We start from the raw sequence: 23481 nt of genomic DNA, 5'->3' as shown, positions 1-23481 counted from the left end.
GGGGGCCTACCCGACGGGCGGCCCGCCTGCCTTGAGGTTGGTCAACCGGGCCGTCCGTGCGGCCCGGTCGCCGCGCGTTACTCCAGCGCGTCCTTTACGATCTCGTCGAGCAGCGCCTGCACCTTCTGCATCTCGCCCTCCGGGTAGGTGCGATAGCCCACCATCACCTCGCCCTCGCGCTCGGCGACAAAGACGCCATAGGGACAATGCGCGATATTCATCGGATCGGCCTCCATCACCTCGCGCGACAGCGTGGCGGAGCAAAAGAGGAAGATATCCGCCGCCTCGAATATCTTGACGTCGCTGCCCACATCCGCGCCGGTGCGGTTGAGCATCTCGCCCACATGGCTGGTGAGGTCGATCACCAGCCCGCGGTCGAGGATGGCGCTTTCGACCGCGAATGTCGCATCACCGAAGGTGCCGTCGAACGGGTAGGTCACCGCCTCCTGCGCCGCCACCGGCAGCGCCATGAGGCCGAGAATCCCGGCCAGATTTGTCTTGTTCATTCCATATACTCCTTAATCAGACAGGCGTTCGCGCGCCGATCAATCGAACATGTCCGTGGTGATGCCCGCATACCAACCGACCGATTCCTCGTAGGTGGCCTTGCGGGTCGCCGCATCCTCGCCGGTCTGCGAGATGAAGCCGTCGACCTTGGCAATCTTTTCCTCGGTGGCCTCATAGGTCGCGCCGACCTTGACGCCATCATCAGCGGCGATGAGCGACCAGCAGGTATTGGTGAACTTCGCCGGGAACACCGTCGACCCGGTCAGCGCGCCGCGCACCGCCATGGCGCAGACCTTGGCCTGGGAATTGGCGGCAAAGCCGGATTTGGGCATGTCGCCCTGCGCGGCGGCATCGCCCAGGACATGCACGTCCGGGTCCGTCTTCGACGACATGTCGGCGGCATTGACCGGGGCCCAATTGCCCTCCGTCACCCCCGCCATGTCGGCGATGCGGCCCGCCTTCTGTGCCGGGATGACGTTGCAGACATCGACCTTTTCCACCATGCCGTCGATGTCGATGGTCATCGCCTCGGGGTCCACGCTCACGTTCTTGCCGCCGAAATCGGGGCCGATGCGCTCGATCATGCCGGTGTAATGGCGTTGCCAGCCCTCCTCGAAGAGGGCCTGCTTGGAGAATTTCTCCTTGGGATCGACGATGAGGATCTTGGCGGTCGGGTTCACCTGCTTGAGCACATGCGCCACCATCGAGACCCGCTCATAGGGGCCCGGCGGACAGCGATAGGGGTCGGGCGGCGCCACCAGGGCAAAGCGCCCGCCCTCCGGCATGGCCATGATCTGCGCCTTGAGAAGCTCGCTCTGCGATCCGGCCTTGTAGGCGTGCGGCATGCGGTTCTGCGCGGCCACGGACCAGCCCGGCACGGCATCCTCGACGAAATCGATGCCGGGGCTGAGGATCAACCTGTCATAGGGCAGCACCGCGCCGCCGGCGAGGCTGACGGTCTTGGCCGAGCGGTCCACGTCCACGGCCCAGTCATGCACCACGTTGATTCCGTATTTCGCGGCCAGCGTGCCGTAGGTGTGGCTGATATCCTCCAGATCGGTGAACCCGCCGATATAGAGATTGGAGAAATAGCAGGTGAAATAGCTGCGCGACGGCTCGACCAGCGTGACGTCGATGGCACCCGTGCTGTCCTTGGCGAGATATCGCGCCGCGGTCGCCCCGCCCGAGCCGCCGCCGATCACGACAACGCGCGGCTTGCCCGAACCTTGCGCCAGGACCACAGGCGCCGAGAGCGTGGCCGCCGCAGTCGTTCCCGCGGCAATGAATTTGCGCCGGTCGAAAGTCATGGTGTCTCCTCCCTTAATCGGACCGCGTTTAGTCGAGGTCCTTGAAATAGGCCGCCAGCGCTGCGATCTCCTCGTTCGACAGACGCCCGGCCATCATCTGCATCACCGGATGGGGACGCAGTTTGTCCTTGTAGGCATGCATGGCCACGACGAAATCCTCCTCCGGCCAGCGGGTGATCGAGGGGATGCCGAGGGCCGAGCCATCGGCCTGATGACAGCTTACACATTCGCTGCTGAGGTATTCGCCATATTCCGGGTCGCCCTGAATGGCGAGGATCTCCGGGGCGACCGAATGATCGGTGCCGATGGCCGTGGGCTCGGCCCCGGGGATGTTGGCGGGATTGTCGGAGAAGGTGCGCAGATAGGCCAAAAGGTCAGCCCGCGCCTGTTCGTTCTTCATGCCAGGGTAACTCATTCGGGTCTTGGAGACGAGCGCGCGCGGGTTCTCGACATAGGCATCGAGCGTCTCCAGCGTCCAGGTCAGCCCGTCGACGCCCGCCCCCTCCATCGAGGCGGAATAGGCAAAGCCCTCATGAGCCGCCGCGCGCCGTCCGAAGATACCGTTGAGATGGGGGCCGATCCTGTCCTCGGCCCCCGGACCCACCTGATGACAGCCCTTGCAGGCGTTGAAGGCCTGCGCGCCCGCCTCGGCATCGCCGATAAGCTCTGCCCGCGCGCCGCCCGCCGCCAAAAGCGCGGCAAACGTCAGCGCGGGCAGGAGCGGGCGCATCAGGCTAGTTTCCGAAGGTCGAGAGATAGGCGGTGATCGCCGCGATATCCTCGTCTGATCTGAGCCCGGCAAAGGCCATGCGCGTTCCCTTCATGAAGCCGCGCGGATCTGCCAGAAACGCGGCAAGGTTGTCCTCATCCCAGACCAGCCCGTCAGCGGCCATGCCGTCAAGCGCCGGGGAATACTTGAACCCGTCCACGGCACCGGCGGGGCGGCCCATCACACCGTTGAGTTGCGGCCCCACGCGATTCTTGGCACCCTCGCCCACCTGATGGCAAGCCTTGCATTGACGGAACACCTTTTCCCCGGCGGCGACAAGGTCCGGGTCAGGACCGGCGGCGGGTTCCGATGCGGTCTCGGTCGCGGCCACATCGACCGGCTCTGCCTCGGCGGCAGGGGCGGCAGCCTCTTCGTTCGCGCCACCTACCTCATCGGGGGTCACGTCGAGCACGGCGGCGCGCATGGTGATCTCGACACTCTCCTTGCAGTTCTCCATGCAAGGCTCGCCATGCCAGATCGCGTATTCCGTCTCGGCCCGGTTATCGACGATGAAGCCGCCCGCGTTGGGCATCTCTACCTCTGCGAAATTCTCGTTCGAGAGGGTGAAATCGTCCTCCACCAGGAAGTTGGAATAGAGGATATAGGCGGTGATCGCGTAAACCTCGTCGGGGCTGAGCGATTGCGCATTGCCGAACGGCATCGAGCGGTTCACGTAATCCCACACTGTCGACAGATAGGGCCAGTAGGAGCCCACGGTCTTGAGCGGGTCCTTGTTGGCCAGCGTGCCCTCGCCGCCCGCCAGCTTGGGCCAGTTGCCGACCCCTTCGGCGAAATCGCCGTGGCAGGACGCACAGTTCGCGATAAAGACCTCCTCGCCGGTCCAGACATCGCCCGACCCCTCCGGCAGGCCGCGCCCGTCGGGCATGATCTTGACATCCCAGGCGGCGATCTCTTCGGGTAGCGCCTCGCGCCCCAGCCCGTATTCGCCCGGCCAGACGGCGGTGGCGGTGGCGCTGACAGTGATGCCCGCGACCAGCGTGAATTTAAGAAACTTCGACATTCTCTGCCTCCCCGTTGGGCCGCACCCACCATGTCTGAATACAGTTGTTGTGATAGATCGAGTTCTCGCCGCGCACCTCGCGCAGCTGCGCCTTGGTGGGCTGGATATAGCCGGTGTCATCCATCGCACGGCTTTGCAGCAGCATCTCTTCGCCGTCCCAGTCCGTGTCGAGATAGAACCGGGTGAGCGTCTTGGCCTCGCCTGGCTTGGCCAGACGCGCGGTTTCCCAGGTCTTGCCGCCATCCTTGGAGACATCGACGCGGGTGATCGCGCCGTGACCCGACCAGGCGAGGCCGGTGATCACAAGCGGCCCTTTTCCGTGAGTGATGGGCGCTTGCGGGCTGGGCGAGGTGATGACCGATTTGGCATCCATCACCCAGGTCCATTTACGACTGGTGCCATCGGCCAGCGTATCGGTGTATTTGCTGGTCTCCTCGCGGCTTTCGACCGGGCCGTCGGTCACCTCGATACGGCGCAGCCACTTGACCCACATGTTGCCTTCCCAGCCCGGCACGACAAGACGCACTGGGTATCCGTGTTCCTTGCGCAGCGCTTCGCCATTGGCCTTGAATGCCACCAGACAATCACCCAGCGCCTTGCCCATCGGGATCGAGCGGCCGTTCGAGGACGCGTCCGCCCCCTCGACATAGACCCACTTGTCCTTGAGATCACCCGCCACGTCGAGCCCGGCCTCTTCCAGCAGGGTGCGCAGCGGCACGCCGGTATATTCCATGTTGTGGATCATGCCATGGGTGAACTGCGCACCGTTGAGCTGCGCCCCCGCCCATTCCATGCCGGTGTTGGCGGCGCATTCGCAGAAATACACGTGGTTCTCACGCGGAAAGCGTTCGAGATCGGCATAGGTAAACATCAGCGGCCGGTCCACCAGCCCGTTGATCATCAGGCGGTAATCTTCCTTCTTGAGGTCAATCGCGCCGGAATGGTGCCGCTCGAAGGCGCAGCCCTGCGGCGTGATCGTGCCGTCAAGCGCGTGAATGGGGGTGAAGTTGATCGAGGAAATCGTATCGGCGGTCAGCCATTCGACATTGCGCCGAACCACGTCCGCCTCGTATTCGATGGGCAGGCCGTAGGGTGAGGCATCGACCCCGTCGCCAAGGCCCGTGGCCCAGGGCTGCACATCCGTGATCAGCGGGTCGGGCGTGCCCGCCTGTGCCGCGCCCGCCGTGACGGCCCCGGCTGCAGCGGCCACGCTGCCGCGCAGGAAGGCGCGGCGCGAGGTGGGGTTGCCCTTGAAAAGCTCAGACATCTCGAATGCCTCCTTTCGACTGGATCTCATGCGCCAATCACCTTGACGCTGTCATTGGGTGCGACACGCACGGTGCCCTGCTTGGCGATATGGCTCTCGACCACGTCCCAGATCTGCGGGCCCTCGGTGTCCTCGTTGACACTGGCCCAACCGGCGACCACGTAATTCTTTGACGGATCAAGCGCCTCGCCGGTCCTGAGCAGCGTCATGTCGCTGATCCGGCTGCCCTGCGGCTGGTTGATGTCGATCCGGTAGCCCATGCCACCGATCCGCACCATGTCGCCGCCCTGCTGGTAATAGGGGTCGGGGTTGAAGATGTTGTCGGCCACGTCCTCGAGGATCACCTTGATGAACTCGCCGGTCATCTCGGACCGATACGCCTTGCCATAGGTCATCGAGGTCACGTTGAAGATATCCTCGCGGGTGATGTCCTGCCCGGGGATGAGGGACGGACCCCACCGCACGCCGGGCGACATGGCGATATCGGCCTCGCGCTCCTCGATCAGCGCGTCACAGATCAGGTCATCCCACGAGCCGTTGAAATTGCCGCGCCGGTAGAGCAGGCTTTCGGTCTGGCCGATCACCTCCTCCAACTCGGATTTGAACGGCGCACGTTGCTCATCAATGAGCGCGGCCACTTGCCTGTCCGGCTCGATCACGTCCGAGAAAATCGGGATCAGCTTGTGACGGAAGCCCATCAAACGGCCATCGCGCACATCCAGATCGACGCGGCTGACGAATTTGCCGTTGGAGCCGGAGGCGACAATTATGGTCTCGCCCACCAACACCGGCTCGGGCAGCGCGTCATGGGTATGGCCCGACAGGATCACGTCGATGCCGCTGACGATGCCCGCCATCTTCTTGTCCACGTCAAAGCCGTTATGGCTCAGCACGACCACAAGGTCGGCCCCTTGGCCCCGCACCTCGTCGACCATCGCCTGCATGTTCTCGTCACGGATACCAAAGGAGTATTCGGGGAACATCCAGCCGGGATTGGCAATCGGCATATAGGGGAAGGCCTGACCGATCACGGCGATCTTGGCCCCGCCGCGCTCGAAGAAGGCGTAGGGGGGGAACAGCTCTGCGGGCTCGTCCCATTCGGCGTCGAAAATGTTCTGGCCGAGGGCGGCAAAGGGCAGGCCCTCGACGATTTCCCGCACCCGTTCAGAGCCGAGCGTGAACTCCCAGTGAAAGGTCATCGCGTCGGGCTTCATCGCGTTCAGAACATTCACCATGTCCTGACCTTCGGTCTTGTAGCAGGTGTAAGAGCCATGCCAGGTGTCGCCACCATCGAGCAGGATCGCATCGGGGCGGTCGGCGCGGATCGCATTGATCACGGTCGCCATCCGGTCCAGCCCGCCGACCTTGCCATAGGCCTGCGCCAGCGCGCTGAAATCGCCCGAGGACAGCGCGTAATGCGACGGGCTGCCATCGTCGATGCCGTAAAGCTTGCGGAAATCCGCGCCGGTGACATGCGGGACAGCCCCCTTGTTGTCACCCACGCCGATATTGATCGACGGCTCTCGGAAATAGATCGGTTTGAGCTGCGCGTGAATGTCGGTGATGTGGATCAGGCTCACATTGCCGAACGTGTCGAACTGCAAGAGCTGATCCTGCGTCAGCGCCTGTTGCGCGGCGAGTTTCGCCCAGTTGCCGAAGGACGAGGCCCCAAGGATAGCCGAGGCGGCCATGCTCGTTTGAAGAAAATCGCGACGCGAGATCATGTCTGACCTTTCCACTACCGCAGGGATCACATGCGGAATTTTGAATGTTTTTAGTCAAGAAAAACCCCGCCCGGCCATGGCCAAGCGGGGGTTTTCACTCAGTTGCGGACCGACGGCCCTTCGACCGACAGGCCGTTGCCGCGGCTTGCGACATAAAGCTCAAGCGCCACGAATTCGGGGCTGCCGGGGCTGAATGTCTCGGCGCGGGTGTCGCGCACGCAGCCCTCGAAGCGGGCATGCACCGCGTTCAGCTTGGTGTTCTTCAGCCGGTAGACCGGAAAGCCGTTGATCTGGCCCTGGCTCAGGTGGTCGGCGCGGATCATGCGGCCGTAATTGTCCTCGTGACAATTGGCGCAGCTCAGCTCCAACTGACCGGTGCGGGTGTAGTAGAGTTCCTTGCCCGCCTCCCAGGTCTCGGCCACCGGGCCAACGGTCGCCACGTTCACCGGCATGCCACGCGACACGGACGAGATCAGAGCCAGCATGCTGGTCATCTCGGTGCCGGTATATTTCAGCGGCTCGGCCTTCATGTTCTCGGTGCGGCAGGCGTTGACCTGCATTTCCAAGGTGCGCACCTCGCCCGCGTCCTCGTTCCATTTCGGATAGACCGCGCGCACGCCCTTCATGCTCTCCTCGACATCGCCGTGGCAGCTTGCGCAGGACTTGCCCGCCTCGCCCTCGGCCGTGTCCCAGGACGCCATCGCATCCTCGACAAAGATCATGCCGGGATTGTCGAAATCGTCGGCCTGCATGGCGCGGGTTTCGATGCCGCGGAAATGCCAGCCAGAGATCACCTCGGGCAACGCCCCCTCGACCGACGCCGGGGCCTCGGTCCAGGTGGTCATCTCGATGTCGCCATTGACGGTCAGATTATCCTCGACGGGCTCGGCAAGGGCCGCCCCCGCCGTGATCGCACTCGCCCCGAAAAGCACCGTGATCAGTGCTGTTCTTTTCATTTTCGTCCCTCCCTGACGATGATGCCCCTATCAGGCCAGCGCGACGCTATTGGTGTCTTCGTAGACAGAGCCATCGTCGTCGTACCAGGTGAACTTGAAGTCACCGGCCTCGGGCACCACGGCTTCGAACTCGAAATAGGGGTTGGTCGAGATCGCGGGCTCCATGGTCACGTCCACAACCATCTCGCCGTTGAATTCACAGGTGAAGCGGTTGATGATCGACCGCGGGATGATGTTGCCATCGGCGTCCTTGCGCTGACCGGATTCCATCGGGTGGCTGATCAGGGTCTTGATCGTGACCGTCTCGCCGGCGCTTGCCTTGCGCGGGGCCTTGACGCGGGGTCTTACATTGTCTGCCATTGTCGTAATCTCCTTGAAATGCCTTAGCCGCCGCAGCCGCCGATGGTGACCTTGACGTTGCTCGACGCCTTGACGAAAGAGCCGTCCTTCATCCTGGCGATCGCCACCACGTCCTGCGTGCCTGCAAGGCGGATACGGGTCGAGGCGCTCTGCGAACCGGCCAGCGCACCAAACTTGAACTCGGCCACGCCGGGCGTCGGGTTGCCCATGGCCAGCACGAGGATCGCCTCGGCGCCGGGTGCGTCGACCTCGATCGGCACGGTATTGCCGTTCTCGGCGATCTCGGGTGCGGTCAGGGTCAGCCCCTCGCCGCCCATCTCGGCCCCGCCGTTGAATTCGGCGATCCGGTCCTCGGCGGCGGCACTTGCCCGCATCGGCAGGCCAAAGGCCACCAACGCGCCCGCGCCCATCACCATCACGCTACGTCTCGTCATTGTCATTGTGCTGAACTCCTGGTCAAAGCCGCCCTGTGCAGGGGCGGTGGTCAGTATTTGAGGGTGGCGAGATAGGCCACCACGTCCTCGATCTGCTGTGCGGTGAGAAGCGGGCCAAAGCTGTCATCAGCCGCCTCGCCGGTATAGGCGTTGCCGGGTCGGGTGAACCCATCCACCCTGTAAAATGACGGCATCATCGAGCCCGGGAACATCATCTTGGCATTGGCCACGATTCCGCGCAACTCCGCCTCGCTCCAGCGCTCGCCGACACCGTCGAGCATCGGGCCGATCTCGCCGTGAAACGGAATGTCGCTCATGTCGGAATTGGCATGGCAGGCCACGCAATTGCCGAGCGACTTGTTGCCTACCACCTCGCGGCCTCGGGCCGCATCACCGGGCACGCCGGTCAGCGACACGGTCACCGCGCCATCCTCGAAGGGCACCTCGCCGGGGGCGATGTCCGCGGCGGCGGCGCCTGTCGCGGCACCGACCAGCGCGATCGTGAGAAGTGTTCGTTTCATGCGTCCTCCCTAACACATTCACAATTTTGTATATCATAGGGCACAATGACGAGATCACACAACAATAAATTCTGATTTTTGAATTTAACGTAATCCGACGCTCGCCTTATCCCGAATCATTCTGCTGTGCGTTCCTGAATGCGCCGCGCATGATAACGCTGAAAATCTTCATCCGTATCAAGCGCATATCGCTTCTCGTTCACCCATGTCAGCAGATCGAGCGTGGTCCCCGCCTCGAACGCGCCGGGCATCAGCGCCACCGCCGCCTGCGCCGCCGTCTGCCCCTCGGGCACCTCTTCGGGCAGGAACAGAATCGACGGCGTGAACAGCAACCCCCATTTGCGGGTGGCCTGTTTCTCGCTCAGTGATTCCCCGTCGAAATCGGTCACCTCGATATCGCCATGCAGGTTGAGCTGCACGACAAAGAAATTCTCGCGGATGTACTCGGCGATCTCGGGGCGTGGAAACACATGTTCATGCATCCGCGTGCAGTAGATGCAGCCGCGCTGCTCGACCATGATCATCAGCCGCTTGCCCTCGGCACCCGCCTCCTCCAGATCCTCGCGCAGGTCCTTGAACGTGTCGCGCATCCAGTCGGTCTTGTGCAGCCCGTCATCGCCCAACTCGGCGGCGGCAACCGGCAGCGCCAGCAGACAGGCCGCCAGCAGGCTCAGAAAACGTGTCATGATCTCCTCCTCTCTATATGTTCTGGAACGCCGGGAACGTCTCCAGCATCCATTGCGCGATATGGTTGACACTGTCGGTGGCGATCAGCGCGGCAAACACGATCAGCAGCAACCCCATCGCCTTTTCCACCTTGGGCAGGTGGCGGCGGAACTTCGACGCGAACCGCAGGAACGGCCCGATAAAGAGCGACGCCACCATGAACGGTGTGGTCATCGCAAAGCCGAAGACCAGCAGCAGCCCCAGCCCCTCCATTGCCGTGGCCTCGGTGCTCGCGGTAAAGACGACAGCGGTCAGCACGCCGCCCACACACGGCGTCCACCCGGCGGCAAAGGCAAAGCCCACCACGTAAGCGCCCAGAACGGACATGTTCTTGGTGTCCCCCGCCTCCATCTGGAAAACGCGATTGAGAAACCCGATCCGCAGCACGCCCAGAAAATGCAGCCCGAGGATCAACACCACCAGCGCCGCGAAAAGGCGAAACTCGGTCTGAAAACCGCGAAACGCCTGGCTGAGCCCAAAGGCCGCCGCGCCCAACAACACGAAGACCGTGATGATTCCCGCCGAGAACATCACCGATGCGGCAAAGGCCCGGCGCCGCACGCCGGGGGCCAACCGCCCCTCGGCGCTGATTTCCGACATCGAGGCCCCGGCCATGTAGCTTAGGTAAAACGGAACGATCGGCAGCACGCAGGGCGAGAAAAACACGATCAGACCGCCGACAAACGCGCTGAGCAGGGAGACATCAAACATCAAGTGGCCTCACATGGGTTGATCCGGAAACATATTCAAACTATTATATGTTTTATTGCCTCCGTCAATCGGAACCAAGAAATGCGTATACTCGCCGCCGTTCTGGTCAGCTTCGGGCTGACGCTTGGTCTCACTGGCCCGCTTCGGGCGGCAGAGTTGATCATGGTCGAACAACACGGCTGTCACTGGTGCGAACAGTGGAACGCCGAGATCGCCCCGGCCTACCCCAACACCGAAGAAGGCGCGCGCGCACCGCTGCGCCGGGTGCTGATCAACGACCTGCCCGAGGATGTGGCATTCACCTCGCGCCCGGTCTTTACCCCCACTTTCGTGCTGGTTCACAAGGGGCAGGAACTGGGCCGGATGGAGGGCTATGCCGGCGACGAATTCTTCTGGTTCCTGCTGGGCCAGTTGCTCGACGCGCATCCCGACGCGACGGCCCTGCGGTAACCCGCCATGCTGCGCAAGGCCCCTCCGACAGACATGGACATCACCCCCGAGAGCCTCGACACGATGCTGGGCCACGCCCATGACGCCGCCGAGTTTCTGAAAGCGATCAGCCATGAGGGGCGGCTGATGATCCTGTGCCACCTCGCGACCGGCGAAAAGACCGTTACCGAGCTCGAAGAACTGCTCTCGGCGCGTCAGGCGGCGGTCTCGCAACAGCTCTCGCGGCTGCGGACAGAGCGGCTCGTGACACCACGACGTGAAGGCAAGGCGATCTATTACCGTTTGACAGACACACGCGCGATCACGATGCTCGCAGTGGTCTACGATCTCTTTTGCAAGCAGCCTTGACGGAGGAGCCGGGGCCTTGCCACCGACAAATGGAGGAGACACATGCCCGGCGGCATTCCGGAACCTATGCTGATTGCGCTCATCGGGTTCGGCGGCGGGCTGATCCTTGGCCTCGCCGCGCGTTTGGGGCGGTTCTGCACCCTTGGTGCGATCGAGGATTATCTCTATCAGCACAGCGACACCCGCCTGCGCATGTGGGGGCTGGCGATCGGCGTGGCGGGGTTGTCGGCCTTTGCCGCCGTGGCGCTCGGCGGGTTCGATATCGCGATGAACGCCTACTGGATCACGCCTTGGTCGCCCTTTGCCTCGATCCTCGGCGGGCTGATGTTCGGCTATGGCATGTCACTTGCGGGCAATTGCGGCTTTGGCGCGCTGGCGCGGTTCGGCGGCGGTGACCTGCGGTCTTTCGTGATCGTGCTGGTGATGGGCATTGCCGCCTATGCGATGATGTCGGGGCCGTTGGCGCGGCTGCGGATCATGGCGACCGAGGCCACCACCCCTGCCCTCGACACCCAAAACTATGCCCAGATCGTCGAGCGCCTGACCGGGGTGCCGATGATCGGGGCGGGGCTGCTCATATCAGCCGGGATCGCGGTTCTGGCGCTCGGCTCGCGCGGGTTTCTGCGTGATCGCCGGTCGGTGCTCTGGGGCGCGCTGGTGGGCCTTGCCATCACCTCGGGCTGGGTCGGCACATCGTGGGTGGCGACGCATGGCTTCATGCTGCAATCGGTCCAGAGCCACACGTTTTCGGCGCCACTCGGCGAATCCATCCTGTTTCTGATGACCGCAAGCGGCGGCGGGCTCAGCTTTGGCGTGGCCTCGGTCTTCGGCGTGCTGGCAGGCGCGTTCTGCGGCAGCCTGATCAAGGGGCATTTCCGGTGGGAAGCCTGCGAGGACCCGCGCGAACTCAAGCGCCAGATCCTCGGCGCGGTCTGCATGGGCTTCGGCGCGGTGCTGGCCTTTGGCTGCACGGTGGGTCAGGGCATTTCGGCCTTTTCCGTCCTGTCGCTCAGCGCGCCGGTGACCTTCGCGGCGATCTTTGCGGGCGCGGCCATCGGCTTGCGCCAGCTTATCACCGGCTTCGCCTGAAAAGGGCGCGCGCCGCATCGCGCGCCCCTGTCCGTTGTCAGAAACGTCGGGAAATCGCCAATTTCGCCGTCACGCCGGGATTGTTCAGCCCGTTGGGATGCACGCGGTAATTCTCGTCAAACACGTTGTCCACGCCCGCGCTGATCACGGTGCCCTCCAGCACGCCGCGCTGTGGTTGCCAATTGGCAAAGACATCGAAGATCTCGGCCCCATCCACCGGCTGCGTTCCGGCGGGCAGATCACCGGCATCAAGCTCGCGCAGGAAGGTGGCGCGCGCGCCCAACTCCCAGCCCGGCACGGGCCGCAGCCCGCCCGTCAGCACCAGCCGGTCCTGCGGGATCGAGCCCAACTCGCCCGCGCCACCCCGCCCGTCGCCGCGCGGCACACTCAGCGAGGCACGCCCAAACCAGGTCTGCGCGTCGTAATCGGCGCTCAGTTCCAGCCCGTAGAGCCGCGCGTCGATATTGCGCGAGGTGGTGGAGCCATTGACCTCCAGCCGCCCGGTTACGGGGTTGAACCCGGTGGTCGCGGGGTCGATGAAGGTCACCACCGTGTCGATGAAATCATCCACCTCGGCATAGTAGATGTTACCCGACAGATCGAGCCGGTCACCTTGCCGGAACAGCCCGTCGATCCGGTGCCGCATGCCGATCTCGATCTGATCGGCGGTCTCGGGCCTGAGATTGGGCGTCGGCAGGAATTCGTTCACCCCGGTAAAGAACGGCGACCCCGGCCCGCCAAGCGGAAAGCCCGGCCCGGCGATGAAATGCACCCCCTGCGGGAACAACTCGGTCAATGAGGCGGCGCGGAACGACCGCGACGCCGACGCAAAGACCTGCGTGCGCTCGCTCGGCCGCCAGGACAGCGCCAGCTTGGGCGAAAACTCCTCGTCCGACCGGCTGGCAAAGCCGCCCTCGGGCTTGGTGTCGATCACGTCATAGCGCAAGCCCGCTGTCAGTGTGAGGGTCGGCGCGACCTTGAAATCGGCCTGCGCGAATGCGGCGTAGAATTCCTGTTTCGCATCCGGCGTCTGTGCGCGCGCCGCGCCGTTGCGGGTGCCCGTCTGCCGGTCCTCGAAAACCTCGAACCCATAGGATAGCGACACCGGCACGCCGATGTCGAACTCTGACACATTGGTGATCTCGAAGCCCACCGTCTCGAAATCCGTCGTATCGAACCGCCCGTCAAAGATCCGGTCCTCGCGCACCTCGGTATTGTTGTGGAAGAACAGCGCATTGAGATTGACCAGCGGATTGCCCGAGGGATTCCATTCGATCCCGGCGCGCACCGCCTCATGGGTCAGGTCACGGTTCACACTGGTCGTGGCCGTGCCCTGCGCGTTGGTGTTGGGCGGGGTGACGCCCTCATCCTCGTAGCGCTGATAGCTCGTTTCAAACCGCAGGCCCTCGGCGGGCTCGACCCCGAATTTCAGCAGGTAATTCTCGCTGTCGATCTGGCTGTCGACGATATCGGCACCACTGCCATCCTCGATATCGCTGCCCCGGTCGCGCCCCGACAGAAAGATCAGCGCATCGAACGCGCCGTGCTGTACCGCGCCGGTGGCGCCGTATTTCCATTCATTGCCATTGGAGTTGTAGCCAAGGCTGACCTCGCCGCCGACGGATTTATCCGGATCGATCACGTCGCGCGCATCCTTGGTGTCGGTAAAGACCACCCCGCCGAGCGCGCCCGAGCCAAACAGCGTCGAAGCCCCACCGCGCAACACCTCAACCTGCTTGAGGATCATCGGATCGGTAAAGAACCGCCCGCGATGCGCGAGGTTGAAATTCTGCCGCCCGCCATCCAGACGCAGCACCACCTGCTCGTCCTGAAAGCCGCGAATGTTGATCTCCTGGCTCACCCCGCGGGGCCCGCCCTCGATGCTCAGCCCCGGCACATCGTCGAGCATCTCGGCATAGGTCGAGGGCTGGCGGCGGCGGATCTCCTCTTCGCCCACCACGCTCGCGGCATTGGGCGTGTCGAGCAGCGCGCGCTCGTCCCGCGCGGCCCCGAAGATCACGATATCGGGCAGGCGGAACGTGTCCTGCGTCGCTGCCTCACCCTCCTGTGCCGCCGCAAATCCGGCCTGCACCGCCAGCACGCATCCAAGGCCCAACCCGGACCCGTTTCGCCAATGATTGAAAAACGCCATATCTTTCCCTTCCCGCAGATGACCGTTTGATCGGTAGCTGCCTGGCCGGGTATGCGGCGCGATTAGGTGGCGATGGGGTCTGTTAGAATAGTGGAGTGTTATAGTCAAGTTTATCTTGCCCGCTCTCTTGCGCCGACGGGGAGTTATCGAGTAAAAGACTCAACATTCACGGCGCGGGATCAGCCCCGCGCTCCGCAGCCACATCCGCAGCACGCGATGCAGCCATCCAATCGAACCACACGAGAGGTAGGCATGGCTCAGACCGCCCCCATAACCCCCGACGCAATCCGCGCCTTTCAGGCCGAGAACCCGAAGATGCGCAGCCGCGATCAGGCCGACAGCCTCGGGATTCCCGAGGCCCAGCTTGTCGCCGCCTCCACTGGCGCGGGTGCCACGCGCATCGCGGCGCATCCCGATCAGGTGATGGCGGCGGCCCAGAAACTCGGCGAGGTGATGGCGCTCACCCGCAACCCGTCCTGCGTGCATGAAAAGGTCGGGCGTTACGACAACTACCACAGCGGCAAACACGCCGCGATGATCCTCACGCCCGAGATCGACCTGCGCCTCTTTCCCAGCCATTGGTGCCACGCCTTCATGGTCGAGACCGAGGCCGAGACCGGCCCCCGCCGCAGCCTTCAGGTCTTCGATGCCGCAGGCGACGCGGTGCACAAGATCTTCCTGCGCGACGGCTCCTCCCTCGCCGCTTGGGACGCGCTGCGCCTGTCGCAGGCCCTTCTCGATCAGGGCCAGACCCTCGACCTGGCCCCGCGTCAACTCACCGAACCCGCCAAGTCCAACACCGACAAGGTCGAGATATTGCGCGAGGAATGGCAGCGCCTGACCGACACCCACCAGTTCCTGCGCCTGACGTCGAAACTCCGGATGAACCGCCTCGGTGCCTACCGCATCGCGGGCGCCCCCTTCGTGCGTGCGCTAGACGCCGGGGCCGTGGACACACTCCTCACCCGCCTCGCCGAGGACGCCACCGAGGCGATGATCTTCGTCGGCAATCGCGGCTGCATCCAGATCCATTCCGGCCCGGTCCAAACGCTCAAAGCGATGGGTCCGTGGCAGAACGTGCTCGATCCCGGCTTCAACCTGCACCTGCGCCGCGACCATATCGCCGAGGTCTGGGCGGTCGACAAACCCACCCAGCGCGGCCCCGCCATCTCGGTCGAGGCGTTCGATGCCGAGGGCGGCCTGATCCTGCAAATCTTCGGTCTGCGCAAGGAGGATCTCGATCACCGCCCGGCCTTCGGCGCGCATGTCGCGGCCCTGCCCGACCGCGCCGATGCAGAGGTGCCCGCATGACCCGTCTCACCCGCCGCACCCTGATTGCGCAGGCCACCGCGCTTTGCGCCCTGCCCGCCTCTGCCCAGCCCCGGCAGCGCCTGCTCTCCATCGGTGGCTCGGTGACCGAGATCGTCCACGCGCTCGGCGCGGGCGACCGGCTCGTCGCGCGTGACACCACCTCGACCTACCCGCCCGAGGTGACCGACCTGCCCGATGTGGGTTATGCCCGCGCCCTCAGCCCCGAAGGCGTGCTCTCGGTCGCCCCCGACCGGATTCTCGCCATCGAGGGCGCGGGCCCGCCCGAGACGATCAACGTGCTCAAGGCCTCCGGCCTGCCGTTCACCACCGTGCCCGAGGCCAGTGACGGCCCCGGCATCCTTGAAAAGATCGCCGTGGTGGGCCAGGCGCTCGGCCTGCCCGACCGCGCCGCGACGCTCATCGCCGAAACCCGCGCCGCGCTCGACGCGACCGCCCGCATGACCGCGCAAATCGCCCCCGCTGAGGCGCGGCGCGTGCTCTTCATCCTCAGCCTGCAAGGCGGGCGCATCCTCGCCGGGGGCACCGGCACACAGGCGGCAGGCATCATCGAGATGGCGGGCGCGGTCAACGCCGTGGACGCATTCGAGGGCTACAAGCAACTGACCGACGAGGCCGTGAGCCGTGCCGCCCCCGACGTGATCCTGATGATGGATCGCGGCGGCGATCACGCCATTGAGGACGAGGTGCTCCTGTCCATGCCCGCGATCCGCACCACCCCCGCCGCCGAGTCCGGCGCGGTGATCCGCATGCAGGGGCTCTATCTTCTGGGCTTTGGTCCGCGCACCGCGCAGGCCGCCCGCGACCTGCACAGCGCCATCTATGCAACGACGCAGGCCGACGATGACTCTGACCCAAGCTGACCCGATGCACGCCGTCCCCCGCGACCGCCGCAGCACCGCGCGGCAGGCGCATCTCTGGCTCGGGCTGCTGCTCATTGCCATCTGCGCGATCAGCCTTGAAAGCGGCGCCTCGGGCGTCTCGCTCCTCGGCCTCGTCACCGGCAGCGCAGAGGACGACACCCTCAGCCGCATCATCCTGTGGGAGGTGCGCCTGCCCCGCATCGCCATGGGCGCGCTCGTCGGGGCCGCACTCGCCGTGTCGGGCGCGGTGATGCAGGGGCTCTTTCGCAACCCGCTCGCCGATCCCGGCATCGTCGGCGTCAGCGCGGGCGCAGGCTTGGGCGCGATCACCGCGATCGTTCTGGGCGGGCTGCTGCCCCCGGTGCTCCGGTCCCTGATCGGCCTCTATACCGTGCCGCTCGCCGCCTTTCTCGGCGGCTGGGGCTCGGTGCTGTTGCTCTACGGGGTCGCCACGCGCGGCGGGCGCACTTCGGTCGCGACGATGCTGCTGGCCGGCATCGCGCTCGGGGCACTCTCCGGCGCGGTCTCGGGGCTGCTGGTCTATGCCGCCGACGATCAGCAATTGCGCGATCTCACCTTCTGGGGCCTCGGCTCGCTCGCCGGGGCGACATGGGCCAAGCTTGCCACCGCCGCGCCGATCATCGCGCTGGCGCTCCTCGCCGCCACCACCCTCGGGCGCGGCCTCAACGGGCTGGCCCTGGGCGAGGCGACGGCGCTGCATCTGGGTATCCCGGTGCAGCGCACCAAGACCCTCGCCATCCTCACCGTCGCCGGGGCCACCGGTGCCGCCGTCGCGGTGTCGGGCGGCATCGGCTTTGTCGGCATCGTGGTGCCGCATCTCCTGCGGCTTGCCACCGGGCCCGATCACGGCCCCCTGCTGATCAACAGCGCGCTTCTGGGCGCAAGCCTGCTTCTGGGTGCCGATATCCTCAGCCGCCTGCTCATCGCACCCGCCGAATTGCCCATCGGCATCGTCACTGCCGTGCTCGGCGCGCCGGTGTTCCTGTGGATATTGCTGCGGCGGCGCGGGCTGGTGGACCTGTGATGCTGTGCGCCGATCATGTCTCGCTGCGCCTCGGCGGCACCGCCATCCTGCACGATGTCAGCCTCTCGGCGCGCGCAGGGCACCTGACCGCCATCGCAGGCCCCAACGGCTCGGGTAAGACCACGCTCCTGCGCGCCCTGACCGGCGAGGTTGCCGCCCAGGGCACGATCGCCATGGGCGGCCTGCCCGTGCACCCGCGCCACGCCATGGCCCTCGCCCCGCGCCGGGGCGTGCTGCCGCAGGCTGCCCGGCTGGCCTTTCCCTTCACCGTGATCGAGGTGGTGCGCATCGGCCATGGCGCGGGCCGTTTCGCCCACCGGCCCGACCTGCCACTGCGCGCATTGGATCATGTCGGGCTGCGCCACCTGGCCAGCCGCACCTACCAGGACCTCTCGGGCGGCGAACAGCAGCGCGTGCAACTCGCCCGCGTGCTCGCCCAGATATGGGAGCCTTTCGGTCCCGACGGCCCAAACTGGCTGTTTCTCGACGAGCCGGTCTCCAGCCTCGATATCGGCCATCAACTGAGCGTCATGCGCCTCGCCCGCGATTTCGCCGCGCGCGGCGGCGGGGTGGTGGCGGTGATGCACGATCTCAACCTCACCTCGATGTTCGCCGACCACGTGGTGATGATGCAATCGGGCCGCGTGGTGGCCGAGGGCACGCCCGAGACGGTGATCACCTCGGAAACGCTCTCTGCGGTCTATGGCTGTGACCTGACGGTCAGCGTGCCGCCGCCCGACGACCGCCCCTATATCCTGCCGCAAAACGCAGGCGCGGGATAACCCGCGCCCCGCCACTTACATCGCCGCCCGGAACAGCGCCGTGAGATTGTCCTCGGTCAGCTCCACCGGGTTGCCGCCACAGGACGGGTCCTTGATCGCACCCTCGACCAGCGCCGGTATCGCGTCCTCGGTCACGCCGAGCGCGGCCAGCCCCTTGGGCACGCTGAAGCTGTCGTTGAACCGGTCCACGAAGGCGCGAAAGCCGTCATAGCCGCCCTCAATGCCCAGATAACCCGCCGCACGGTCGAAGCGGTCGGCAATCACGGGCGCGTTCAGGTCCAGCACGGCAGGCATGCAAACCGCATTGGTGGTGCCATGATGGGTGTTGAAATGCGCGCCCACCGGATGGCTCATGGCGTGGATCGCGCCCAGCCCCTTCTGGAACGCCGTGGCACCCATGGCCGCAGCACTCATCATATGGGCGCGCGCCTCGATATCGTCAGGGGTGGCGTAGGCGCGCGGCAGGTTCTCGATCACCAGCCGCATGCCTTCGAGCGCGATGCCCTGGCTCATCGGGTGATAATGCGGCGAAGAGAACGCCTCGACGCAATGCGCGAAGGCATCAAGCCCGGTGCCTGCGGTGATCGCCTTCGGCATTCCGACGGTCAGTTCGGGATCACAGATCACCACGGCGGGCAGCATCCTGGGGTGGAAGATGATCTTTTTCTCGTGGCTTACCGAATTGGTCAGCACACCTGCGCGCCCAACCTCCGAGCCGGTCCCGGCGGTGGTGGGCACGGCGATGATCGGGGCGATGGCATCGGCGTCTGCGCGCGTCCACCAATCACCGATATCCTCGAAATCCCAGATCGGGCGCGTCTGTCCTGCCATGAAAGCCACGCATTTGCCAAGGTCCAGCCCCGAGCCGCCACCAAAGGCGATCACCCCGTCATGGCCCCCGGCCTTGTAGGCCTCGACCCCGGCGGCAAGGTTGATCTCGTTGGGGTTCGGGTCGACCTCCGAGAACACGGCGGCCTCCAGCCCCGCCTTGCGCAGGACCTCCATCGCCTGCGCGGTGATCGGCAGCGGGGCCAGCCCCTTGTCGGTCACGAGCAGCGGGCGGGTGATCCCGGCCCGTGCGCAAGCCTCGGCCAGTTCCGCGATGCGGCCCGCCCCGAAACGGATGGCGGTGGGATAGGACCAGTTTGCGGTAAGTGTCATGTCGTTGCCTTCTTGAGATGATAGGATTTCGGACGGGTCAGGTTGTGATAGCCGATGACCGACAGCGCGCCGCCGCGCCCGGTGCTCTTGCAGCCGGTCCAGCACAGCGCCGGATCAAGGTAATCGGCGCGGTTCATGAAGACGGTGCCGGTCTCGATGGCGTCGCCCAGCTTTGCGGCGCGCACGGCATCATGCGTCCAGAGCGAGGCGGTGAGACCGAAGGGGCTGTCATTCATCAGCCGGATCGCCTCGGCATCGTCGCGCACCGGCATGATCCCCACCACGGGCCCAAAGCTCTCGTCGCGCATCACGCGCATGTCATGGGTGACATCGGTCAGGATCTGCGGGGTCAGGTAACAGCCGCCATCATCCTCGGCAAAGGTCTCGATATGCGCCACGGCACCCGCCGCGACCGCCTCGTCGATCTGGGCTCGCACCTCGTCGGCGAAGCGTTTGTTCGCCATCGGGCCAAGCGTGGTCTCGGGGTCCAGCGGATCGCCCAGCCGGTAGCCGTTCACGATCTCGACCGCCTTCGCGACAAACGCATCAAACAGACTTTCATGCACATAAATCCGCTCGATCCCGCAACAGCACTGGCCCGAGTTGAACATTGCGGCGTCAATCAGCCCCTCGGCTGCCGCGACCGGGTCGGCATCATCCATCACATAGCCCGGATCCTTGCCGCCCAGTTCCAGCCCCAGCCCGGTAAATGTGCCCGCGGCGGCACGCTCCATCGCCTGCCCGCCGCCGACCGATCCGGTGAAGTTGACGAAATCGAACTGCCCTTCGGAAATCAGCGTCGAGGCGGTGTCGTGATCCAGAAATACGTTGCGGAACACGGCCTCGGGCACGCCCGCCGCGTGAAAGGCCCGCGCCATGCGCTCGCCCACCAGCAGGGTCTGCGTCGCGTGTTTCAGCACCACCGCGTTCCCGGCGATCAGCGCCGGGGCCACGGTATTGATCGCCGTCATGTAGGGGTAATTCCACGGCGCCACGACGAACACCACGCCATGCGGCACGCGGCGAATATAGCGGTGGAACGCGCCATCATCCGACACCTCGATATCCGCCAGCCCCTGCGCGGCGATCTCGGCCATGTAGGAGGCACGCTCTTTGAAACCGCCGAATTCGCCGCCATAGCGCACCGGGCGGCCCATCATGCGGGCCAGTTCCGGCACGATCTCATCGTTCATTGCGCCCACGGCGGCGACGCCCGCCATCACCAGGTCTACCCGCTCCTGCAAGGGACGCGCGGCCCAGTCCGCCTGCGCCGCGCGGGTCTCGGCAATGGCCGCGTGCGCGGCCTCGGCGCTCAGCGTCTCGCGCGTGGCAAAGACCGATCCGTCGATCGGGGATATACATCTCAGTTCCGGCATGTTCACACCCTTTCCGGCAGGCGCATGTCCCGCCCTTTCATCGTTCCGAAAATACTCAAATCCGGCGGTGCCGCCCTCACGCCCGCTCGAATCCGCGCTGCACCTCATAGTCGGTGACCACGCGGTCGAAATCCTCCTGCTCGACCTCCGCCGCGCGGGTGTAGTGATCGACCACCTTATCGCCGAAGGCATGCCGCAGCATGGCCGAATTGCGGAAGGTCTCGGTCGCCATGCTCAGCTTGTGCGGCACCTCGGCCACATCCGCCATGCTGTAGAGATCGCCCTGCGCAGGATCGGGCAGGGCCAGTTCCTCCTCGATCCCCGCAAGCCCTGCTGCCAGTTGCCCGGCACAGGCGAGATAGGGGTTCATGTCAGACCCCGGAATGCGGCATTCGATGCGCACGCCCTTGGTGCCCTCGCCCACCAGCCGGAACCCGGCGGTGCGGTTGTCGATCGACCAGGCGGTCTTGGTGGGCGCAAAGGTGCCCGGCACAAAGCGCTTGTAGCTGTTGATATAGGGGGCCATCAGCAGCATGCAGTCGGGCGCATATTTCAACAGCCCGGCCACGTAATGGCGCATCACCCTCGACATCGAATGCGGCGCGTCCGCATCATGGAACACGTTGCCCTCGGCGTTGAACAGCGACTGGTGGATATGCGCGGCACTGCCCACCTTGTCGGCGCGCCATTTCGGCAGGAAGGTCGCGGCATGGCCATGCTGGGCGGCGATCTCCTTGACCGCGTGCTTGGCCAGCGTGTGCCGGTCACACGCCTCGAGCGCATCACCGTAGCGGATGTTGAGCTCTTCCTGCCCGATCTCGGCCTCGCCCTTGGTGTTTTCCACCGGGATACCCATGGCGTATAGCGCGTTGCGGACCGGGCGCATGACATGCTCATCGCGGGTGGTGAACTGGATCGAGTAATCCTGGTTGTATTTCACCAGTGTCGCGAGGTCACGGTAACCGCTGGCGCGGATCTCGTCATAGGAGCGCTGGAAGAGGAAAAACTCCAACTCCGTCGCCATCATCGGGGTGAGCCCCATGGCCGTCGCGCGCTCGATCTGTGCCTTCAGGATCTGGCGCGGGGAATGCGGCACCGGCGCATGGCCGTGATGATCGAGGAAATCGCACAGCACCAGCGCGGTGCCCTCGAGCCACGGCACCGGGCAGAGCGTGGAAAGATCCGGCTTCATCGTGTAATCGCCATAGCCCATGGCCCAGCTTGTCGCGGCATAGCCGTCGGGCGTTTCCATCTCCAGATCGGTGGCCAGCAGGTAGTTGCAGCAATGCGTCTCCTCATACCCCGCTTCGAGAAAGTTCGACACGTGGAACCGCTTGCCCACAAGGCGGCCCTGCATGTCCACGGCGCAGAGCAGCACCGTGTCGATCTCGCCGCTCGCGGCCTTGGTTTTCAGCGCATCCAGTGTCAGGGCAGTCATGGTCGTTCGCTCCATTCAGATTTGGCAAAGGGGGCCCGGGACAGGCCCCCTTCCGGGTTCGACTGACACCCCGCTCAGGTATAGCGGTACGGGCGTCCGGCCTTTTCCATATCGGCGTTGTATTGCTTGAAGATCTCCACGACCTTGGCCTTGGTCTCGGATTGCGCCGCGATCTCGTTCCAGAACTCGCGTGCGGCGGTCTCCACCGTCGCCCATTCCGCATCCGGGATCGTGGTCAGCTTCATCTTGTCACCGTTCACCCGCAGGCGCGCCTCTCCGCCCCAATACCACCACTGGCGATAGTAATGCGACTGCTCCATGCAGGTGGCGAGCAGAAGTTTCAGATCCTCCGGCAATTCCTCCCATCGGCCCATATTGGCAAAGAAATGGCCGACCCAGGCACCCGAAATGTTGTTGGTCAGGAAGTAGTTGGTCACATCCGCCCAGCCCACCGTATAATCCTCGGTGATGCCCGACCAGGCGATACCGTCAAGCTCGCCGGTCTGCACCGCGACCTCGATATCCTCCCAGGGCAGGGTCACCGGCACGACGCCGAACTGCGTCAGGAACCGGCCCGCCGTCGGGAAGGTGAAGACCCGCTTGCCCTTGAGATCCTCAAGACTGTGGATCGGGTCCTTGGTGGCGAAATGGCAGGGGTCCCACGCCCCCGCGCTGATATGCTTGACGCCGACCTTGGCATATTCCTCCTCCCAGATCTCCTTGAGACCATACTGGTTGAAGAGCACCGGCACATCGAGGCTGTAGCGCGATCCGAACGGGAAATAGCCGCCAAAGACCGTCACTTCGGTCGGGCTTGCCATGCTGTCATCGTCGGACTGCACGGCGTCGATGGTGCCCTGCTGCATGGAGCGGAAAAGCTCGCCGGTGGGCACCAGCTGATCGGCATAGAACAGCTCGATCTGCATGCGGTCGCCTGCGATCTTGTTGAAGGTGTCGATGGCCGGTTTCACCACATGCTCGGCCAGAGCCGCGCCGGCATAGGTCTGCATCCGCCAGGTGATCGTCGATTGCGCGAGCGCGGGGGCCGCGAGCGGGGCCGCGACCGCACCCGCACCCGCGGTTTTCAGGAACTTGCGTCTTGTCGTCGTCATCGTTCTTCTCCTTGTTGCAATGACGGCCCCTTC

24 protein-coding genes are annotated in these 23481 nt (G+C 64.8%); 7 read left to right on the top strand and 17 right to left on the bottom strand.

The window, feature by feature from the left end:
• Positions 1-77: 77 nt before the first annotated feature.
• From ACSSV4_RS09230 to ACSSV4_RS09175, 12 genes are all read right to left on the bottom strand, one after another.
• Complete coding sequence (locus tag ACSSV4_RS09230; RefSeq protein ID WP_454274852.1) at positions 78-506, bottom strand: DUF302 domain-containing protein; 429 nt, start codon at positions 504-506, stop codon at positions 78-80.
• A gap of 39 nt (positions 507-545) precedes the next feature.
• A complete protein-coding gene (locus ACSSV4_RS09225; protein ID WP_454274851.1) occupies positions 546-1814 on the bottom strand; it encodes an FCSD flavin-binding domain-containing protein in 1269 nt (422 codons plus the stop codon).
• A 28-nt stretch (positions 1815-1842) separates the two neighbouring features.
• A complete protein-coding gene (locus ACSSV4_RS09220) occupies positions 1843-2544 on the bottom strand; it encodes a c-type cytochrome (RefSeq protein ID WP_454274850.1) in 702 nt (233 codons plus the stop codon).
• 4 nt (positions 2545-2548) lie between these two features.
• On the bottom strand, positions 2549-3604 hold the full coding sequence (locus ACSSV4_RS09215) for a c-type cytochrome (RefSeq protein WP_454274849.1): 1056 nt from the start codon (positions 3602-3604) through the stop codon (positions 2549-2551).
• Entirely contained in the window at positions 3588-4871 is a 1284-nt protein-coding gene (gene soxC, locus ACSSV4_RS09210) for a sulfite dehydrogenase (RefSeq protein WP_454274848.1), read from the bottom strand. Before soxC ends, ACSSV4_RS09215 begins: the two co-directional genes overlap by 17 nt.
• Before the next feature lie 26 nt (positions 4872-4897).
• A complete protein-coding gene (gene soxB / locus ACSSV4_RS09205) occupies positions 4898-6595 on the bottom strand; it encodes a thiosulfohydrolase SoxB (RefSeq protein WP_454274847.1) in 1698 nt (565 codons plus the stop codon).
• 98 nt (positions 6596-6693) lie between these two features.
• The gene (gene soxA, locus ACSSV4_RS09200) at positions 6694-7551 is read right to left on the bottom strand and encodes a sulfur oxidation c-type cytochrome SoxA (protein ID WP_454274846.1); all 858 of its coding nucleotides are present in this window, start codon (positions 7549-7551) and stop codon (positions 6694-6696) included.
• Positions 7552-7581: 30 nt separating this feature from the next.
• A complete protein-coding gene (soxZ, locus tag ACSSV4_RS09195) occupies positions 7582-7911 on the bottom strand; it encodes a thiosulfate oxidation carrier complex protein SoxZ (protein ID WP_454274845.1) in 330 nt (109 codons plus the stop codon).
• Positions 7912-7934: 23 nt separating this feature from the next.
• Positions 7935-8351 carry a thiosulfate oxidation carrier protein SoxY gene (gene soxY, locus ACSSV4_RS09190; protein WP_454274844.1) on the bottom strand — a complete coding sequence of 139 codons (417 nt, stop codon included), beginning with the start codon at positions 8349-8351 and terminating at the stop codon, positions 7935-7937.
• Between the two features lie 44 nt (positions 8352-8395).
• Positions 8396-8866 (bottom strand): sulfur oxidation c-type cytochrome SoxX, encoded by a 471-nt coding sequence (gene soxX, locus ACSSV4_RS09185; protein ID WP_454274843.1) that lies wholly within the window; start codon positions 8864-8866, stop codon positions 8396-8398.
• Between the two features lie 116 nt (positions 8867-8982).
• Positions 8983-9552: a thioredoxin family protein gene (locus tag ACSSV4_RS09180; protein WP_454274842.1), complete on the bottom strand. Its 570-nt coding sequence runs from the start codon at positions 9550-9552 to the stop codon at positions 8983-8985.
• Positions 9553-9565: 13 nt separating this feature from the next.
• A complete protein-coding gene (locus ACSSV4_RS09175) occupies positions 9566-10303 on the bottom strand; it encodes a cytochrome c biogenesis CcdA family protein (RefSeq protein WP_454274841.1) in 738 nt (245 codons plus the stop codon).
• 81 nt (positions 10304-10384) lie between these two features.
• Between ACSSV4_RS09175 and ACSSV4_RS09170 the strand changes: the two genes are divergently transcribed.
• From ACSSV4_RS09170 to ACSSV4_RS09160, 3 genes are read left to right on the top strand one after another with little or no spacing between them, the layout of a single operon-like run.
• Positions 10385-10753 (top strand): hypothetical protein, encoded by a 369-nt coding sequence (locus ACSSV4_RS09170; protein WP_454274840.1) that lies wholly within the window; start codon positions 10385-10387, stop codon positions 10751-10753.
• A gap of 33 nt (positions 10754-10786) precedes the next feature.
• On the top strand, positions 10787-11101 hold the full coding sequence (locus tag ACSSV4_RS09165; RefSeq protein ID WP_454274839.1) for an ArsR/SmtB family transcription factor: 315 nt from the start codon (positions 10787-10789) through the stop codon (positions 11099-11101).
• A gap of 42 nt (positions 11102-11143) precedes the next feature.
• Positions 11144-12190 (top strand): YeeE/YedE family protein, encoded by a 1047-nt coding sequence (locus ACSSV4_RS09160; protein ID WP_454274838.1) that lies wholly within the window; start codon positions 11144-11146, stop codon positions 12188-12190.
• Positions 12191-12227: 37 nt separating this feature from the next.
• Here the strand turns inward: ACSSV4_RS09160 and ACSSV4_RS09155 are convergent, their stop codons facing one another.
• Complete coding sequence (locus ACSSV4_RS09155) at positions 12228-14342, bottom strand: TonB-dependent receptor domain-containing protein (RefSeq protein WP_454274837.1); 2115 nt, start codon at positions 14340-14342, stop codon at positions 12228-12230.
• Between the two features lie 252 nt (positions 14343-14594).
• On the opposite strand from ACSSV4_RS09155, the gene ACSSV4_RS09150 reads away from it, so the two are divergent.
• The 4 genes from ACSSV4_RS09150 to ACSSV4_RS09135 are packed head-to-tail and all read left to right on the top strand — an operon-like array spanning position 14595 to position 18361.
• Positions 14595-15653: a hemin-degrading factor gene (locus ACSSV4_RS09150; RefSeq protein ID WP_454274836.1), complete on the top strand. Its 1059-nt coding sequence runs from the start codon at positions 14595-14597 to the stop codon at positions 15651-15653.
• The gene (locus tag ACSSV4_RS09145; protein WP_454274835.1) at positions 15650-16534 is read left to right on the top strand and encodes a heme/hemin ABC transporter substrate-binding protein; all 885 of its coding nucleotides are present in this window, start codon (positions 15650-15652) and stop codon (positions 16532-16534) included. Before ACSSV4_RS09150 ends, ACSSV4_RS09145 begins: the two co-directional genes overlap by 4 nt.
• On the top strand, positions 16515-17579 hold the full coding sequence (locus tag ACSSV4_RS09140; protein WP_454274834.1) for a FecCD family ABC transporter permease: 1065 nt from the start codon (positions 16515-16517) through the stop codon (positions 17577-17579). The genes ACSSV4_RS09145 and ACSSV4_RS09140 overlap by 20 nt, the downstream gene beginning before the upstream one ends.
• Positions 17579-18361: a heme ABC transporter ATP-binding protein gene (locus tag ACSSV4_RS09135; RefSeq protein ID WP_454274833.1), complete on the top strand. Its 783-nt coding sequence runs from the start codon at positions 17579-17581 to the stop codon at positions 18359-18361. The genes ACSSV4_RS09140 and ACSSV4_RS09135 overlap by 1 nt, the downstream gene beginning before the upstream one ends.
• A gap of 15 nt (positions 18362-18376) precedes the next feature.
• On the opposite strand, the gene ACSSV4_RS09130 is transcribed toward ACSSV4_RS09135, so the two are convergent.
• The 4 genes from ACSSV4_RS09130 to ACSSV4_RS09115 form a co-directional block, all read right to left on the bottom strand.
• A complete protein-coding gene (locus ACSSV4_RS09130) occupies positions 18377-19522 on the bottom strand; it encodes an iron-containing alcohol dehydrogenase (RefSeq protein ID WP_454274832.1) in 1146 nt (381 codons plus the stop codon).
• Positions 19519-20898 (bottom strand): aldehyde dehydrogenase family protein, encoded by a 1380-nt coding sequence (locus tag ACSSV4_RS09125; RefSeq protein WP_454274831.1) that lies wholly within the window; start codon positions 20896-20898, stop codon positions 19519-19521. Before ACSSV4_RS09125 ends, ACSSV4_RS09130 begins: the two co-directional genes overlap by 4 nt.
• A 76-nt stretch (positions 20899-20974) precedes the next feature.
• Positions 20975-22336, bottom strand: coding sequence for a glutamine synthetase family protein (locus ACSSV4_RS09120; protein WP_454274830.1), 1362 nt, complete (start codon positions 22334-22336; stop codon positions 20975-20977).
• A gap of 74 nt (positions 22337-22410) precedes the next feature.
• Positions 22411-23448: a TRAP transporter substrate-binding protein gene (locus ACSSV4_RS09115; protein ID WP_454274829.1), complete on the bottom strand. Its 1038-nt coding sequence runs from the start codon at positions 23446-23448 to the stop codon at positions 22411-22413.
• Positions 23449-23481 lie beyond the last annotated feature (33 nt).

Source organism: Roseovarius sp. MBR-154 (genome assembly GCF_053628595.1).
The sequence above is the reverse complement of the archived record's forward strand: the minus strand, read 5'-3'. Positions and strand labels throughout refer to the sequence as shown.